The sequence below is a fragment of the uncultured Erythrobacter sp. genome (assembly GCF_947499705.1).
Taxonomy (GTDB): Bacteria; Pseudomonadota; Alphaproteobacteria; order Sphingomonadales; family Sphingomonadaceae; genus Erythrobacter.
This window is the reverse complement of the sequence record NZ_CANMPJ010000001.1, coordinates 2,280,069-2,297,291: the sequence shown is the minus strand read 5'-3', so window position 1 is coordinate 2,297,291 and position 17,223 is coordinate 2,280,069. Positions and strand designations below refer to the sequence as shown.

Sequence of the window (17,223 nt, the reverse complement as noted above, 5' to 3'; positions counted from 1 at the left end):
GATAGATTGGACTTATCGAATGGAAGCGGTTGAGGCTTTCATGTCTCCAAGAAGTTCAGGCTCCTCGCGCAGTTTCAGCAGCACGGCGAGACGATTTTCAACCTCTAGCTTTTGCAGGATTGCCGACACGTGGTGTTCCACTGTCCGCTGCGAACGAGACATCTCATCTGCGATCTCAGCATTGCTCATCCCCTGCGACAGAAATTCGAGAACGGTCATTTCCTTGGCCGTGAGACCAAATGGATTCTCGCGCGATGCACGGTAGGGGCCGCGCGGCAGGGTCACATCGTCGCGCGAGAGGCCGCGTACCTCCAGCAGATCGGTCAGCCGCGTGACCACAGCCTTTGCGCCTTGTTGATGGAGCTCAGCCAGCCCTGACGACACCGTCTCCGACTTGTCAGCCAGCGCGAAACAGAGGTTGGCGAGAAAGTCCGCTCCCAGTTTCGCAAACGCGATCCCTGCTTCTGCAAAATCGCCCTCTATCGCGGGTCCAAACGGTGTATCGCCACCTATTGCCTCTTGCGCTCCCGTCCTGCCATTCAGTGTCAGCCAGAATGCGTGCTCCGCGCTTGCCCAGTGGCTGAAACACCCCGGATCAATTCGCGCAAGCGCATCGCTGGCTTCGGACGCAAGCGATGCTGAATCGGTAAGCCAAGCGCGCTCCAGCATGCCCAGAAGCACCGGAATGCAATACTGAACCTCGCCCGTTGCCAAGGCATCCTTGTGAGCCTTTTCTAGCGTGTGCGCTGCTTCATCATCGCCCAAACGGACCTGTGCCCGAGCTAGCATGATCCGGGCGGGTAGTTTCATGAGCAAGGTTTGGCCCGGTGTCCCGATCACCTTCCGGCACACTTCCTCGGCTTCCCTCAATCGCCCTTGCTCGAGCCTCAACTGCGCTTCCCTACCGCGCAGATAGAACGTCCAGCTGTCCAGATCGTGTTCGGTGTCGAACTCCAACCCGCGCTTCAGAGTTGCCTCGGCAAGATCGAGTCTTCGCATGTCGACCGCATATTCGGACAGGTTGGTGAAGACCCGCGCTGCATCTTCTTGAAGGTTGTGCTCCAGCGCGATCTCGAGGCTTTTCTGGAGATCATCGAACCCCTTCGTATCGCCCAGAAACAGCCGCGCAGTGCCGATATTGTTCAGCGCGTGAACTTCCACTTCCGGGACAGAAGCGTCGCCGATTTGGCTCAACGCGTTCTGCCCCCATTCAATCGCCTCATCCATGCGGCTGGCCAGCATGTGCATTTGTGAACGCATCGAATAGGCTAGGGCCAAGCGATTGGTATCGCCTGCTTTTTCGAGCAGCGCGATCGCGTCGTCGAGGTACCGGTTTGCCTGGACTGCTTCGCCGCGATACCAGTGCAGCCGCGAAAGATGGCGCAAGTTCTCGGCGACTTTGTCCGATCGCTGCAGCGCGCGCCACATAGTCAGCGCGTGCCGACGGGCTTCGATCACTCGGTCGTCAATCCGGTGCGAAATCGCCGCTTCGTAGGCCCAGCTTTGATAGAGCTGGGCGGCTTCTTCGGGTTCGGCTTCGTCGATGTATTCCAGAGCCGCTTCCAGATAGTCCGCTGCTTCCTTGTGCGCACCGAGCTCGGCGGCTTTCTCTGCCGCAACAGGTGAGAATTCCAGCACCTTTTCAGCGTTGGCAGCGCCCCGTGCGTGATGGAGCAATTCCCCGGCATCGTATTGCTCGGGCTGGCCCAGCATGAAGGTCAAATGCTGATGATGCAGGTTGCGCAGATCAATGGAAGAGCACCGGTGGCTGGTCGCAAGCCGGGCCAGTTCGTGGCGGAATCGGATGCGCCCTTCTGTGTCCTCCACGAGGATCGATAGATCGAGACAATCCTGCAGCAAAGCTTCGTGCCCCTCGATCCAGCCGCAATGCAATTGTGGGTCGATTGGGACAGGGATGATGCTGATCGCTTCGAGCAGCCGGATGTGTGCGTTCGACAACCGGGCGAGGCGGCTGTTCACGGCATCCTGGACCGAGACCGGAACTTGCCGACCAGCCTCGCGATCCGCGAGTATTTCGGACAAGAAGAACGGGTTGCCGCCTGTGATGGCGAGCAGGTCCTGAGCGTCTCGGCCACTCTCGTCGGCGAGCCGGGCCACGGCAGCCAGCGAAAGCGACCTCAGCTCTATCCGGTCCATCTGCGCGCTTGGAATGTCGCCAAACACTCTCAGGAGTGGGTGATCTCGGCCCAGTTCATCATTGCGATAGCTGACAATCAGCAACACGCGGCATAGAGCGATCCTCCGGCCCAGGAACCGGATGAAATCTAGGGTTCCTGCATCCGCCCAGTGTACGTCTTCGAGGATCAAGACCATGGGCTTAGGACAATCGGCAAGATGCGCGAGAAGCCGCGAAAACAACGCCGTGCCGCCTTCTGTGCGCCAGTCTTCGCCAAGTCCGCCAAGCATTGCTGCTACATCGTGTACCGGCCCGAGTGGGCGCGGGGTGAAAAGCGCGTCACACATGCCCCAGATGCAATCATATCGGTCTGGGAGTTTTTGAGTGAATTCGCGCAATAGAGCGGTTTTGCCGATCCCTGCTTCGCCTCCAATCGCGACGACGTGGCCACTCTTGCCCGCCGTTTCGAGCAGGTTGGTCAAATGTGCCAATTCACTTTCTCGTTCGGCGAGCATGGATTGAGTGTGCCGCAAGTCCTTCGCAGCGGCCAGAGGCTGAGCGAAAATTGGGTGCACCCCGCCGAAAATTGGGGGTGAAGGGTCGGCGCGGAACATCGGCTGCGCGTACCGACCCTTCTTGGTACCGTGATCAGAACCCGAAAGCGACACCCACCCGGCCACCGGTGCTGTCCGGCGCAGTTGAACCGGCGACGCCTGCGGAGATGTAGATCCGCTCAGTCGCGCGAACAGAAACCGATCCCGCAAAGCCCTGCTCGCCCTGATAAGTCGAAGCGTTTAGGCTGAAGGAGACGTTGCTGTCGGGTACGACCATTTGGCCGCCCAGTGCCATTGACGCAGCGATCCCGCCGGTTAGCCGCTGATCGACATTTTGGAGTTGAAACTCAAGGCCAGAGACGCGCCCATCGAGCGCCAGGACGCTATTCTCCAACTGGCCGAACTGCGCATCTGAGACTTGCGACAGAGCGTTGAGTGACGTGCGTACATTCTGCACCGACGCTGCGGTCGCGACCTGTTGTCGGCCGAGCGTTCCGTTCTGATCAACTGTCACGACATCAACTGGTCCAGTTTGTGCCAGTGTAGATGCGTCGATGTCTCCAATCCGAACCGCGCTGCCCGTGCCGCCCAGTGCGACCTGATTGGCAGCGGTGGTGGTCGCTCCTGTACCCACTGCGGTCGCATTCGCCTGATCGGCCACTGCGCCTGAACCGATGGCAGCGGAATCAGCACCGCGAGCGCGCGTGCCAAAGCCGATGGCGGTCGATTGCACCCCGGTCGCCTGAGCGGTGTTGCCGATGGCGGTAGAGCGATCGACTTGCGCAAAGCTGTTGTAGCCAAGTGCGGTCGAGAAGGTGCCTTGCGCCTGAGCAAACGCACCAAAGGCCAGTGCACCGACTCCGGTGGCTCCTGCCCCCGACCCGACAGCCGTCGATTGCACGCCGACTGCCAGGGTGTTTGAGCCGAGCGCTGTCGTATTCAACCCGGCGGCAAAAGAATCTGCCCCGATTGCCGTCGTCTGCGTGCCAAGCGATTGCGCGCCGAGGACACCGCCAGTGTCATCGTCATTCCCATCCCCGCCAAGCGCAATGGCTCCCACACCGGAGGCGCTGGTGTCGTTTCCGATTGCGACCGCATTGGTGCCGCCCGCCGATGCGGCGGTGCCACTGGAATTCACCGCGATATAGGGTGAACCGGTAACCGACACACCGGCAATCGCTGTGCTGAGCTGACCCACCGTCACGGCGTCAGTATCATCGGTGCCGTCGGCGACGTTGGTGATCCGGCGTTTCAGCCCCGTATTGCCGACCGATACCACATCGATACCATTGGTCGTCGAACCCGCACCGAGCGCGACCGAATTCTGGTGTCCGGCAATGGCATCGGCGCCGAGAGCCGTCGCATCGACCTGAGTCGCGCGCGCACCTTCATTGTTCAGATCTTCACCATCGCCGCCAAGCGCCACCGCCCCTGTGGCGCTGGCCTGGGCGAACTTGCCAATCGCGGTTGCATCGTCTGCGCTGGCCATGGCGAATGCGCCCACAGATGTGGCAAACACGCCAATCGCTTCGCTGTTTTCGCCGATCGAAGTGGCACCCTGGCCATCCGCTTCCGATTGAGAGCCGATAGCAACCGCGTCGGAACCCTGAGCCGAACTGGTTCGTCCGACCGCAATCGAACCGGAACCCCCGGCGACTGAGTTCAAGCCAAGCGCCATGGCATTGCCATTGGCGGCACTCGCACCTGAGCCGATGGAGATGGCCGAGGTTCCGGTGGAACTCGCTGTTTGACCGATTGCGATTGTGCGCGTGGTTCCTGCGTTGGCAGCATCACCAATCGCGACCCCTCCGCTGGCGTTCATGCCGGTGCTGGCATCCCGGCCCAGAGCAACCGAGCCTTCGCCCATGGCGCGCGCCGCGACTGTGCCAGCATCGTCGCTATCCCCACCAATGGCGATTGCTCCGAGGCCGCTTGCCGACGCGGCCGACCCCGTCTGATCTTCGTTAACTGCAACAAGCGGGTTTGCGCCGCCCGAACCCACGCCGATAATCGCCGAATTGAGCTGAGCGAGCGTGACGGCGTCGTTGTCATCCACGGCGTCGGCGACATTGGTGATGCGGCGGGTGATTGCAGTAACATCGTCGCTGGTATCACCCGGGGTGCCATTATCGCTGAAGGCTCGGCCAACAGAAACGGTATCCGCTTCATCCGCAACGGAATTGGCTCCGAGGGCCACTGCGCTCGTGTCCGATGCTGAAGCGTTGAAGCCCAGCGCGACCGCCACGGTTCCCGTAGCTGCGCTGTCCGCGCCAATTGCAATGGCTGCGATACCGGTGGATCTAGCGCCGTCGCCATCAGTCAAGATACCCTCACCGCCGATTGCGATCCCACCTGTTTGGACGGCTTCGCTGGCAAATCCGATTGACACACCGCGGGCTCCAGCGCGGGTCTGCGTGCCTAGCGCAACCCCATTCCCGCCGGTTGCCAGTGCCCTTTCCCCAATCGCAATCGAGGATTCCTGCTCGGCGCGGGCGCTTGTGCCGAGAGCGAGAGCGTCTGCGGCCTGCGAAGAGGCTGCGTTACCGATGGCTACTGCGCTTGTTCCGGTGGCCGTGGCCGCATTGCCTAGCGCGGTCGATTCCTGCTCACGTGCTTCGGAGCCAGCGCCGACTGCGGTGCTGCGAATACCGAGCGCCTCCGATCCAGCACCAAGAGCGGTTGCACTGATATTGAGGGCGCTTGCATTGAATCCCCCTGCGAAAGCGAAGTCCGTATCTGCCAAAGCGCTGTTGCCGAGCGCGACCGTCGATGCGTCGGATGCCTCGCTATCAGCACCTAGAGCGACAGATTTGCTCCCCGACGCCGCAGCTCCTGCGAAATCGCCATCTGCATCCGCTCCGAGCGCAACAGAACCAGAACCCGATGCTTCAGCATTGTCACCGACAGCGGTCGCACCGCTACCCGATGCTGACGCACCTTCGCCCAGGGCTGTGCTGCCCGATCCCGTGGCTGCAGCTCCTCGGCCAAATGCGCTGGAGCCCCCCTGACCGAAGATGCTTCCGCCGCTAGCTACTGCGCCTTGACCAACTGCAGTCGTCGCCACCCGGACTGTACCGCCTGAAACTGTTGTTGAGACTCCGGGTGCAGACGCGCCGCCCCCCAACGCTATTGAGCCGTTGCTAGCCTCAGCATTGTTGCCGATCGCGACAGAATCTTCGGCGCTGGCCACGACCGAAGAACCAATTCCAATCGAGTTGTCGCCGCTTGCCAAAGCGTCGGTTCCAATAGCCACAGAGCTGTCACCTGACGCGACTGAGTTATCGCCTCCGGCAAACGCGGATGTGGCCGATGCATAGGCAGCGTAGCCAAGGGCTACGCTACGAGCGCGATCGGTTCTTGCGTCAGCCCCGATCGCAGTCGAATACTGGCTAAGTGCGCTCGCCCCGTTGATGTTCCCATCCTCGCCATCGCCCCCCAATGCGAGTGAGCCTTCGCCAATGGCTTGTGTTACGGACCCGATAGCTATTGCAGAATCATTTGTTGCGCGCGCCTGTCGGCCGACAGCTACAGCGTTCGAACCGGAACCTTCGGAATCGTCCCCAATGGCAATGGCAATGCTTCCGCTTGCGTCAGAACTGGAGCCTATCCCGATAGCATTGGAGCCAGCAGCTACACTGTTTGTTCCGACCGCAACCGACTCGCTACCTGTAGCCTGCGATAGACTGCCAAGCGCCGTGGATTCGGTTGCCGATGCGAAAGAGCTGTTACCGAGCGCCGTAGCACCTTCGGCATGCGCCTGTGCCCTCGCGCCAACGGCTGTAGTGAAATCTATGTCCGTGACGTCATAGCCCCCGCTCGCATTGACCGCGAACGCCCCTGCTTCGGCAGCTGCGCCGATTGCGAGTGTTCCTTCCCCGGCGGCGAAAGCGGAGTCGCCAATTGCGGTGGGAGACTGACCCGTGCCCGGTTGAAAGAACCCAGGAAGGATATTGTAGGCCGAAGGCTGGTTCCCTGCGAAAGCTTCATGCCCGATGCTGACCGCACCGGTGCCGAATGTGTCAGCACGTGCACCCAGCGCCGTTGAATTGTTGCCATTTGCATTGGCACCAACCCCGCAGGCGAGTCTCTCATCACTGTCTGCGGAATTTGCGCCGCCATCGTCGTCTGTCCCGGCATCAACCACCCCATCATTGTCGCGGTCGAGCAAGCAATCATCCGCCCGCGCTTCGCTCGGCGCGAACGCCATCGAGCCTACAACAGCCAGCATTGCTGTGCTGGCGAACAGTACAGTCTTCGTCATCGGTAATTCCCCCGTGAAACAGTGTGTGTTGGATCACGACCTTGTTTTCATTGGGGAGATCAACTGAAGCACGCGGCGCGCGCTGTCATACACCGGATGGTGTATGCGGCGCCCGTTCGAGCGTTTTGTGAGGCCAAATGAGCAGCGTGTCCGGGCCGACTTAGGTCAGAACATCGCTCGTTCGGGGGTTTGCTTGACGTAACCCGGGATCGCCTTGTCGAAATGACGCACAACCTGCCGGGCGATCTCTTCGGCGGCCTTGTAGAAGTAGATCTCTCCCGTGCCGGGCAGTTCCACAAAGCTGGTTCGTTCGCTGACGCTGAGGTTGCGGCGGAAGTCCTCGAACGGGTGAACGCGGTCATGATCAGGCACCAGAAACAGTGCGGGGAAGGGATCGCGTTCCAGCATCCGCAAGATCGGCTCGCGCGTGATGGAGTGCTCGCGCGCATAGACTTCCGGACCCTGTGTCAGCACATGATGGGTGGCTGCGCGGATCAGACCGGCATTGGCACCGCTGCGGAAAAACGGGCGATCGATGGCGTCTTCGCCAAGCAATCGGTCGATATACCAGTCGACCCCGACTCGCTGCATATTGCGATAGGCGATACGGCTGAAGGCGCGGAACAAGGGCGGGGAGCGATGTGCGACCTTGAACACCATCCGCTGGTATCGGCGAATGTCCTGATCGAGCGGCACGTCCGGGAAGTAGATATAGCCGAGGTTGGCAACCGCGCGGATTAGATCAGCACGCTGCTTGCAGGCGCTCGCGAGCGAGACAAGGCCGGTGCTGACGGTGATTGCGGGCATCTCTATCAGGCCGAGATGGTCGCAAAAGTCGAGGATGGCCGATGTGCTATCTGCAACCGCGTCGATTTTGGGGTCGTATTGGCTGTGACCGAAACCCGGCCGCGATATGATGTAGAGCTTCAGGCCAGCCTCGCGGTAAATCCGCTCTGCCTCTGGCGGGAACATGTGGCCGAGCGTGTGCCCGTGAACCACCAGCACTGGCTTGCCGTCTTCCGCGCCTTGCCAAGAATAGGCGATCTCGCGGCCATCGCTGCGGGTGAAAGTGGCTTCCCTGCCCAAAGGGTTGGACCAACGTACGAGGCGGGATTTCTTGTCGAGATTGGCCCGCGCGCAGAGCAAAGAAAGAACCTGTAAAAGCTGCGCCTGATTTGTCGTCTGCGTCTTGGCGAACACCGATTTGAGCTGGGTCTGGACCGTGGCGAGTGTGGTGCCGCGATCGGCTGCAACCGCGCGGGTGTCGCGCAGCTCATAGAATTGACGCGAAATCTCGCATTCCGCGCGTGTCAGACCGAATGCTTCCTGCATTTGAGCATCGACAGTCTTGGTCCAGGGAATCTCCAACGCACGCAAGGCAATGCAGCCGTGATCGCGGCGTGCGCTTTCGACGATCATCGCTTCGGCTAACTCGATTGGCGCGGCGGATTCGTCTTCGTCCCGGTTCATGTCGAGGCGAACGATGATCCGGCGCTGATTGCCCCGTAGGCGAGCGCTGGCGATGAAATCGCGAAACTGCGTGCGATAGCCGGGATCGATCAGGTCGAAATCGAAGCCTTGATCGGGGCGCGCAGCCAAAACCCTGGCACCCAGCTCGTTGGTCAGGACGACCTTGCCGAACGGATCGATTACGATTGCTGCGGTAGGCACTTCCTCCACTGCGCGTTCCAGCGGATCGCGCGACATGCCGGGGTCTTGATCATCGATGATCGTGGCGATCTGGCCGAGCTGTTTCGTAACCGCATCGCGCAATTCGCCGGACTCCGCCGGGCTCTTGGGCCGATAGCGCTCCTCGAGTGTAGCAACGAGGTTGTCGAGCGCATCGGGTTCACTGGCTGCGCGATAGAGTGCGGAGACAAGTTCGATGTCGAGCTCTGCCAGCAGCTCTGAAACACGATCGCTGTTTTCGCCCATAAATCAGATGTATATCGGCAGGCGAAGAGAACGCAATCCGTCGTTTCAATCAGTTGCGCACCGCGGTCTCCGCAGCCTTCGCAACAACTAAGCTTCCGCAGTACCGGTGCGTGTGTATGCTGCTGGCATGCGCTTGCGGCACATCGAAATCTTCTACCACGTCTACCGCGAAGGCTCGATCAGCGCGGCCGCGCGGGTGCTCAGCGTATCGCAGCCGTCAGTCAGCAAGGTGCTGCGTCATGCAGAGGATCAGCTCGGCTTCGCATTGTTCGAACGGCGAAAGGGACGTCTGTTTCCCACCACCGCCGCCGACGAACTCTATCGCAGCGTCAGCGACATCTATGACCAGGTCTCCTCGCTCAACCGCGCGGCGGACAATATTCGCAACCGGCGGGGAGGGCATATTGCGCTGGGTGCGTTACCCTCGCTGGCCTTTGCGATCGTGCCGCCATTGGTCGCGTCAATGCGGCAGGAAAACCCCGAATTGAGCTTTGATCTTGGCACTTTGCATAGCGACGAAGTGGCAGCGGGCCTGATCGAGCGCAGGTACGATCTCTGCATCGGCTTTGACGCCGAATTCGACTCGCGGATCCGTTGTCAGGCGATCAATTCGGTGGAGCTTGCTCTGCTATGCCGAACCGGATCGATGGACAACGATAATGGCGTTGTGACACCCGAGATGCTCGATGGAACGGAGATTGTCGGATTGCGCGATAGCGGTCCGGTCGCCGATCGGATCGAGACTTACTTGTCCGACATGGGGGTGGAACCGAAAGTCTCGGTATCGGCCCAGACCTATTACATAGCCGCCGAATTGGTGAAACTCGGTGTAGGCCCAGCCATTGTGGATGGGTTTACCGCACAGAGATTTGCGGGAGACGATCTCGAAGCCCTTTCGCTGGCGGGTTCTCCCACCCTGCCGTTTGCCGCGCTCTATCTGGCCGAAGCCGAAAACAATCCTTTCATAGAGGCGACGCTCGCCGTCATTCGTCGGCAGTTCGGCTAGTCACAATCGCTGTCTGGCGATCCCGGGTTGCCCATAACGCATGGTTATGAGGTGCTCGGCACATGATTAACTCAGAGAGTTGCGCTGAGCAGGCGATTGACGTCTAATTGTAACACGCTGTCAGGCTGGCCGGTTGGCTGGAGTGCGTTGGGGAATCTTGGGGGGAAGAATGAAAACTTCGATATCGCGTGTGATTTCATTGGCCGGCGCTTCGGCCTTGGCACTGGCTGGCGCGACGGCGCATGCGCAAGACGCCGAAGCAGAGGTCGCCACGGGTTCTGCGACTGAACTGCCACCTGAAGACGCGCCGCTCATCGTCGTCACCGGCTCGCAAATTCGCGGTGCTCAGGTTGACGATGTGCTTCCGGTTACGATCGTTGGCGAAGATTTGATCGACAGCATCGATCCGGCGTCTGGTGACGAGATATTCCGCGCCATTCCGCAAGCGGGTTCGGTCGAGTTCAACGAACAGAGTACCGCTGGAGGTGTGAACGGTGCTCGCGGCGATATTGCCTCGATTAACCTACGCGGGCTTGGCACGGGTAACACGCTGCTGCTGATCAATGGCCGCCGCATGCTGCTCAATCCGGGGTTCCAGACTGAGCTCTTCGTACCGGTCGTTTCGCCTGATACGAACACGATTGCGCCGGCCAGCGTGCGCAGGGTCGAAGTTCTGCGTGACGGCGCGTCTGCCGTCTACGGTGCCGATGCGGTCGCGGGCGTGGTCAACACTATCCTGCGCAGCAATCGCACCGGCGGGTTCCTTCAAGGGAATTACCGCGCGTCAGACGGGACCAGCCTGTTCAGCTACCAGATCAATGGCGGTATCGGCTTTGACTTCGCCGACGGACGCGGCAATTTCACAGTCTATGGCGGGTATTTCCACGAGAATGGTCTGCGTGCGACCGAACGATCCTATTCGGCCAGTAGCGACCTAAGGCCATTCCTCGTCGGCACCGACTTCGAAGGCGACACCCAGTTTGACAATCGCTCGATCAACTCGCCATTTGGCGCTTTCGATATTCAGGGGTCGAGCGCCACATCATCCAACACCACCGTTCTGCGCGATGATGACTTCCACATACAGCCATGCTCGCTGTTCGGAGCTTCTGGGCAACCAAGCGATGGACGTTTCCTCGATCTCGGCAACGGTCTGTGCGCCGACAACGGCGGTACGATCGACCGCGATCTGCGCTACGATATTGGAGCGGATCGCTTCCTCTATTCCCAGAAAGACCGGATCAACGTCCAGACGCTCTTCAACTATGAGCTGAGCGACAGCGCAGAATTCTATTTCGAGGGCTCCTACTACCGTTCAGAAAACTTCCGCGAGCGCGAACAGAGCACAATGTTGAGTGCTGTGCCGCTCGGCATCGAAGCGACCGCGTTCTACAACCCGCTCGGTGCAACCACGCTAGTGGACGGCTCACCCAATCCAAACCGGATCGACAATGGTCTGGGATCGGGCGTAACCGATGCGGGCCGGGCGCTTTTGCTTGAAGATTATCGCTGGGTCGATGCGGGCCCGCGTCTTGGCTCTGTTACCAAGGATGAATTCCGTCTCGTCGCTGGTCTGAGAGGCGACATCGGTGGCTGGGATTACGACACGGGGTTCCTCTATGCTCAGGCCAACACCACCGATCTGACACGCAACCGGATTTCGAGCACCAACGCGCAGGCTGCCATCAACCGCACCGATGCGAGCGCCTACAACCCGTTCAACGGTGGCTGCTTCCCTGGGGAGGCAGCGTTCGGAGCGAACAGGGGTGATTGCACGCCAAATTCGCAGGCGGCGATTGACGCGATCACAATTGACGTCTTCCGCAAGGGTGAAACCACGCTGACGCTGGCCGACTTCAAAGTGTCGCGCCCGGATCTGTTTGAACTTCCCGGTGGCGGTGTAGGCATCGCAGCTGGCATTGAGTTCAGACGCGAGACTTTCGAAGATGATCGCGATCCCCGCCTCGACGGCACAATCACCTTCACGAATGCGGTGAATGGCGATTTCTTCGGTTCCGACGTGCTTGGCTCCAGCCCTTCGCCGGATACGAGCGGCAACCGAGAAGTGTATTCGGCCTTTGCCGAAGCGCTGGTGCCGCTGGTGTCGGACGACATGGATATCCCGCTGATCAATTCGCTGGAGTTGCAGGTGGCCGCGCGGTTTGAGGAATTCTCCGACTCCTCCAGCGCGTTCGTGCCGCGTGCTGCGCTGGCGTGGCGTCCGGTGGAAGACATCCTGCTTCGCGGCGCATGGTCGCAAGGTTTCCGTGCCCCGAACCTGATCCAGATCAACGACGAAGGCACAACACGTTCGAATACGGTTCTCAGAGCGGTGGAGTGCGTTGCCGAGATCATTCAGGGGATCGAAGACGATGTCCCAGATTGCGGCGGGCAGGGCACTATCGACTTCCGTTCTGGCGCACGCGATCTTGAACCGGAAGATACCGAAAGCATCAACTTTGGCGTTGTGCTCACGCCGAGCTTCATTCCTGGCCTGACGCTCACCGCCGATTACTGGCGGGTCAAGCAGGAGGGGATCATCGGGATCTTCGGCAACCAGAATGCATTGCTGCTAGACCTTTTGCTGCGCCTACAGGGTGGTTCAAACCCGTTCGTAGTGCGCGATGCGCCAACACAGGATGATCTTGATCTGTATGCCGGCACAGGCATCAATCCTGCCGGCGAGCTTCAGCAAATCCTCAACCCGTATCGCAACCTCGACCGCCGCACTTCCGAAGGCCTCGATTTCAGTGTCATGTATGAGTTCGAGACCGGCATTGGCGATTTCGATTTTCAGGTGAACGCCGCACGGCTGCTCGGCTTCGAGCAACTCGCTGGTCCAGATGCCGATTTGCTGTTTACCGACCTCACACCCTTGCTCGAACAAATCCCCGAGCTTTCGACGGGCGATATTGCGGCCTTGCAGCCCTTCGGATTTGGCGAGCTGCTCGAAATCGATGGTCGGCCGAAGTGGCGGTTGAGCGGTTCGGCAGCGTTCGAAAGCGGACCGGTGCGCGTGAACTTCTTCGGCCGGTATGTCAGTCAGGTGTTCGATCCGGGCGCGCAGCAGAACGACACCGCCGAGCTATTCCGTGTCGATGACTGGTTCACGCTGAATTTCGGTATCAGTTATTCGATAGAGAATAACACCGCGCTGGATGGGACCCGCCTGCGCTTTGGCATCAACAACATCCTGAACGAAGCGCCGCCGATCGCTGATGAGAGCTTCGGCTATTACGGTAGCTTGCATAGCGGGCGGGGACGTCAGTTCTCGTTCGATATTCGCAAGAACTTCTGATCCGGCGCGAGCGGGTGGATTCATGCCACCCGCTCAGTCGCTTCAAGAGAATTGCAGGGAGCAAAAGTGATGCGTTTCGCTAGCAACGCGCTTGGGTTGGTCGCAATTGCTGCGGTGTGTTCGGCAACGCCGATACAGGCTCACGACTATGATGCACCGGAGTCTGAGCAAAGCTGCTCCACCAGGGTCGCGGCACTGGACAAGGATTTTGTGACGGGCGCGTTTGCGTCCTGTGAAACGTCGGGAAAGAAGCGCTTTCGCATCACCATCGCGCCCGAGGATGACGGCGATATCAACTGCAGCCCTTGGTATGCGTTTCGCCTGACGTCGGAGCGCAAGGCGCGGGTGCGCGTCCAGATTGACTACACCAAATGCGGCCATCGCTATTGGCCCAAAACCAGCACTGATGGTGAGACCTGGACCTACCTGCCTGAGAGCGCGGTCGAGATCGATGGCGAGGGCGATGACCGCTCGGCTCTGATCACCCTGAAGCTCGGCAAAGAGCCGGTGTTCGTCGCCGCGCAGGAGATATTGCCGCCGTCAACCTATGATGCGTGGCTAGACGGGCTTGAGACATCGCCGTTTGCCAAGCGCGAGTTGCTCGGAAAGTCTGCCGAGGATCGCGACATCGAAGTGCTGACCATTGCCGATCTGGCAGCGAGTCAGCGCGAAACTGTCGTGTTGGTAGGCCGCCAGCACCCGCCTGAGGTTACCGGCGCGCTGGCCATGCTGCCCTTCGTCGAGACGCTGATGGGAGACAGCGATTTGGCCAAGGCCTACCGCGCACGGTTCGAGACGGTCGTCGTCCCGTTGCTAAACCCCGATGGCGTGGTGCGCGGACATTGGCGGCACAACACGGGCGGAGTCGATCTCAACCGTGATTGGGGACCGTTTACGCAGCCGGAAACGCGGCTGATGGATGGAGTGCTGAAGGAGATCGCTGCCGATCCAGAGCGGCGCCTTCGCACCCTGATCGATTTCCATTCCACCCGCCGCGACATCTTCTACACCATCCCGGACGAGTTGCCGACCGATCCGCCTTTGTTCACCAGGAAATGGCTCGAACTCTATCAGGAGCGCATGCCGGGATACGAAGTGACCCGCGATGCGAGGCACACTGTCGGGAGGCCGATTTCGAAAGGCTATTCCTTCGATACTTATGGCGTGCCTGGGATCACATTTGAAATCGGCGATGAGACCGACCGGGAGCTGATTAAGCGGATCGGGCGTGAGTCCGCTATCGCCTTGATGGTGACGCTGCTCGAGACGCCGTCCAATTGACTGCCAGCGTGGTCGCCTCAGTGCCGATCAGTCCAGCAAAGCCGCGAGCCTTTCTCCCGATCCCATAGCCAAGGTCCAACCCAATGCGCCGTGCCCCGTATTGATCGCGATCCCGGGGCGCGGGCGGGAAATGATCGGGTGCGAACGCGGCGTGGTTGGCCGCAGCCCCGCCCAATGCCGCTCCGTCTGGGAGTAGTCCCCTGCTCCGGGCAAACACGACATGGCCGCATTTTTGAGTGCCTCGACACGGTCGGCTTCGAGCTTGGGAGAGGCATTGCCCAGGTCGGCGAACCCGGCAACGCGAATACGGCCGCCGAGATTGGTGATGACGAGCCTGCGTTTTGCATCTGTCACTGACACTTTGGGCGAAGCCTCGGTAGGCGGCATTTCGAATGAATAGCCCTTCATCGGCTGGACCGGGACTGAAAGCCCGAGCGGCCGCAAAAGACGGTTGCTGTCACACCCACCGCAAAGAACGACATGGTCCGCTTCGAGCATGTCTCCGTCTGTCAGCAAGATCCGAGTGCTTGTCCTGGTGGTTTCAATCCGTTGCACTTCGCAGCCCAGGCTGATCGTTGCGCCGTATTCACTCGCCAGTATTGGAAGCATATTCTCGCAGAACAACCGGGCATCGCCGACCATCTCGGACCGGGTGAAGATTACCGCAGAGACCGCCTCGTCCAGGTCCGACAGGGCTGGGTCGATTTGAGCAAATCCGGCCCGTTCGACGATAGACTGCTCGCAGCCCGATTCCGATTTTATCGCAATGCTTGCTTCTGCCCGCTCACGGTCAGCATCGGAATAGAGCAGTTGAATCTTGTCGGCCTTGGCATGCGAGAAATCGGGCGAATGACGCTGGCACAAAGCGTCCATCGCCGCACGTGATTCCAGAGCCAGATTGAGCACCGCAAGCGTGTTTTCGCGAAAGCGGGAAGCGGTGCAATTGCGGGCAAAGCTGGCGAGCCAGCGTAGGTAGTCTGGCGAAAAACCGGGCCGGATACGCACACATCCTCGTCCGGCAAGAAGCCGAGGGAGCGCGGCCATCGTGCTGGGACTGCCTAGCGCGTCGGTGAAGCAATAGCTCAGCTGTGCGCCGTTGGCGTGTGATGTTCCCATTGCAGCTTGCTTGTGCCGGTCGACCAGAATGACCTTCCAGCCTCTTTGGGCGAGGGCATAGGCCGATGCGACGCCGATCACGCCCGCACCAATCACTATTGCCGATCTTGTCACCAACTCGTCCCCTAACCCGATATCCACATCGCACCGTGCGCAGATAGTTTGGGGCGAGCCATGAGCGATTGACGTCCGCGCCATAAATGCGGTCTATGGAACGATGGGCGGGGCCGGACTTAACAAGCAGACTGGAAAGCGGCTCAGGCTTGCTGCTATCGCAGCGATTGCGATCATTCCCTCGGCTGCCAATGCCTGTTCGATTTCCAGCGTCGATGACTTGTTCGCCTATAAAGCGCGCACGCAGGCTGTCTTGGATGTAGAAGCGGCGATGGCCCGTGCGCAGGCCGCGAATGGTGTGATCCCCCACTCAGCCGCAGACGAAATCTCGGAGAAGGCGCGCGTTGCACTCGTGCCTCAAGCCGCGTTTGACGTCGAATATGCGAAGGTGCGCCATCGGATGGTTGCGCTGCTCAATGTCTGGCGTGAATCGCTTGGCGATGAAGCAGATCAATACGTGCATTTCGGAGCCACGACGGTCGATATTTACGGCACTGCGACGATGATGCAGATCGACAGTGCTATCGTTGAGATCGACGGGTGCATGGCCGAAAGTATCGCGGTGATGTCGCGGCTTGCCGACGATCACAAGGCGACGCCGATGATCGGGCGCACTTTAGGGCAGCACGCGCAACCAATCACTTTCGGCAAAAAGGTAAGCACGTGGATCGGCGAGTATGCGCGGCATCGTGACAGGTTGGCGGAACTGCGCGCGCGAGTGCGTCGCTCGGCAATCCTGAAAGGCGCAGTCGGCAATTATTCGGGCCTGGGCGACAAGGCGATCCTGGTCGAACGCAGCTTTGCTGAAGAGTTGGGCTTCGATGCGCCCTATCCTGCCGACTGGAACGGCACCCGCGATGTCATCGCCGAATATGGGCTGGTGCTAGGCATGATCGCCAAGTCGCATCAGCGCTTTGGGCAAGAAGTGTTTCTGCTCCAAGGCACTGATATCGGCGAGCTGAGCGAAAGCCTCCCAGGCGGCACAGTCGGTAGCTCGTCGATGCCGCACAAGCGCAATCCGCGCGTGCCCGAACGCCTGATCCATGCTGGTCGGACGATCCCGCGGCTCGGTGAGGTCCTCGCGGATGACGTCGTCAATTTCTTCGAGCGTGATAACACTTCGCGCCTGACCCCGGTGATCGAGGAAATCTCGGTCGAGTCCGCGCGGGCGCTGCGCAACCTCAATTCGTTGCTGGACGGGTTGCAGGTGGAGGCTGAGCAAATGCGCGCCAACATTGACCGCACACGCGGCTTTGCGATGTCGCAGCGGGTCGCCTTTGCGCTGGCCGAGCACATGCCGCGCGCCGATGCCGAAGCGCTGGTTAAGCAAGTGATCGCCGAGGCGCTGGCCGCCGATCAGGGCTTTGCCGAGGCGCTGCGGTCCAACCCGCAAGCCAGGCGTTATCTTGGCAATGACGACATTGCCCGGCTGCTCGATCCGGACGCGATCGATCCAGCGGCAATCGAGCAGGTCGAAAGCACCATTGCCGAGGCGAAGCTCGAGGGAGCGCAACCATAGCT

Annotated in this window: 8 protein-coding genes; 4 read left to right on the top strand and 4 right to left on the bottom strand. The window is 60.2% G+C overall.

The features are described 5' to 3' along the window. Window positions 1–12: 12 nt before the first annotated feature. The 3 genes from Q0837_RS10850 to Q0837_RS10840 form a co-directional block, all read right to left on the bottom strand. A complete protein-coding gene (locus Q0837_RS10850; RefSeq protein WP_298468758.1) occupies window positions 13–2,652 on the bottom strand; it encodes an AAA family ATPase in 2,640 nt (879 codons plus the stop codon). Window positions 2,653–2,785: 133 nt separating this feature from the next. Continuing rightward, window positions 2,786–6,952 carry an S-layer family protein gene (locus tag Q0837_RS10845; protein ID WP_298468756.1) on the bottom strand — a complete coding sequence of 1,389 codons (4,167 nt, stop codon included), beginning with the start codon at window positions 6,950–6,952 and terminating at the stop codon, window positions 2,786–2,788. Window positions 6,953–7,117: 165 nt separating this feature from the next. Beyond that, window positions 7,118–8,887 (bottom strand): hypothetical protein, encoded by a 1,770-nt coding sequence (locus tag Q0837_RS10840; RefSeq protein WP_298468753.1) that lies wholly within the window; start codon window positions 8,885–8,887, stop codon window positions 7,118–7,120. 133 nt (window positions 8,888–9,020) lie between these two features. Here Q0837_RS10840 and Q0837_RS10835 point away from each other — a divergent pair, with 133 nt between their 5' ends. The 3 genes from Q0837_RS10835 to Q0837_RS10825 all read left to right on the top strand — a co-directional run bounded on the left by Q0837_RS10835 (window position 9,021) and on the right by Q0837_RS10825 (window position 14,472). Beyond that, the gene (locus Q0837_RS10835; protein WP_298468751.1) at window positions 9,021–9,893 is read left to right on the top strand and encodes a LysR family transcriptional regulator; all 873 of its coding nucleotides are present in this window, start codon (window positions 9,021–9,023) and stop codon (window positions 9,891–9,893) included. Window positions 9,894–10,062: 169 nt separating this feature from the next. Next, entirely contained in the window at window positions 10,063–13,191 is a 3,129-nt protein-coding gene (locus tag Q0837_RS10830; protein WP_298468749.1) for a TonB-dependent receptor, read from the top strand. 69 nt (window positions 13,192–13,260) lie between these two features. Then, on the top strand, window positions 13,261–14,472 hold the full coding sequence (locus Q0837_RS10825; protein ID WP_298468746.1) for a M14-type cytosolic carboxypeptidase: 1,212 nt from the start codon (window positions 13,261–13,263) through the stop codon (window positions 14,470–14,472). Between the two features lie 27 nt (window positions 14,473–14,499). Here Q0837_RS10825 and Q0837_RS10820 read toward each other — a convergent pair whose 3' ends face one another. Beyond that, window positions 14,500–15,702, bottom strand: coding sequence for an FAD-dependent oxidoreductase (locus Q0837_RS10820; RefSeq protein ID WP_298468743.1), 1,203 nt, complete (start codon window positions 15,700–15,702; stop codon window positions 14,500–14,502). Between the two features lie 103 nt (window positions 15,703–15,805). Between Q0837_RS10820 and Q0837_RS10815 the strand changes: the two genes are divergently transcribed. After that, the gene (locus Q0837_RS10815; RefSeq protein ID WP_298468740.1) at window positions 15,806–17,221 is read left to right on the top strand and encodes a lyase family protein; all 1,416 of its coding nucleotides are present in this window, start codon (window positions 15,806–15,808) and stop codon (window positions 17,219–17,221) included. Window positions 17,222–17,223: the final 2 nt, after the last annotated feature.

What these genes read in the sequence shown, in the direction of transcription:
- Q0837_RS10840 (WP_298468753.1), bottom strand. Translation starts at nt 8,887, where the DNA reads ATGGGCGAAAACAGCGATCGTGTTTCAGAGCTGCTGGCAGAGCTCGAC.
- Q0837_RS10830 (WP_298468749.1), top strand. Translation starts at nt 10,063, where the DNA reads ATGAAAACTTCGATATCGCGTGTGATTTCATTGGCCGGCGCTTCGGCC.
- Q0837_RS10845 (WP_298468756.1), bottom strand. Translation starts at nt 6,952, where the DNA reads ATGACGAAGACTGTACTGTTCGCCAGCACAGCAATGCTGGCTGTTGTA.
- Q0837_RS10825 (WP_298468746.1), top strand. Translation starts at nt 13,261, where the DNA reads ATGCGTTTCGCTAGCAACGCGCTTGGGTTGGTCGCAATTGCTGCGGTG.
- Q0837_RS10850 (WP_298468758.1), bottom strand. Translation starts at nt 2,652, where the DNA reads ATGCTCGCCGAACGAGAAAGTGAATTGGCACATTTGACCAACCTGCTC.
- Q0837_RS10815 (WP_298468740.1), top strand. Translation starts at nt 15,806, where the DNA reads ATGGGCGGGGCCGGACTTAACAAGCAGACTGGAAAGCGGCTCAGGCTT.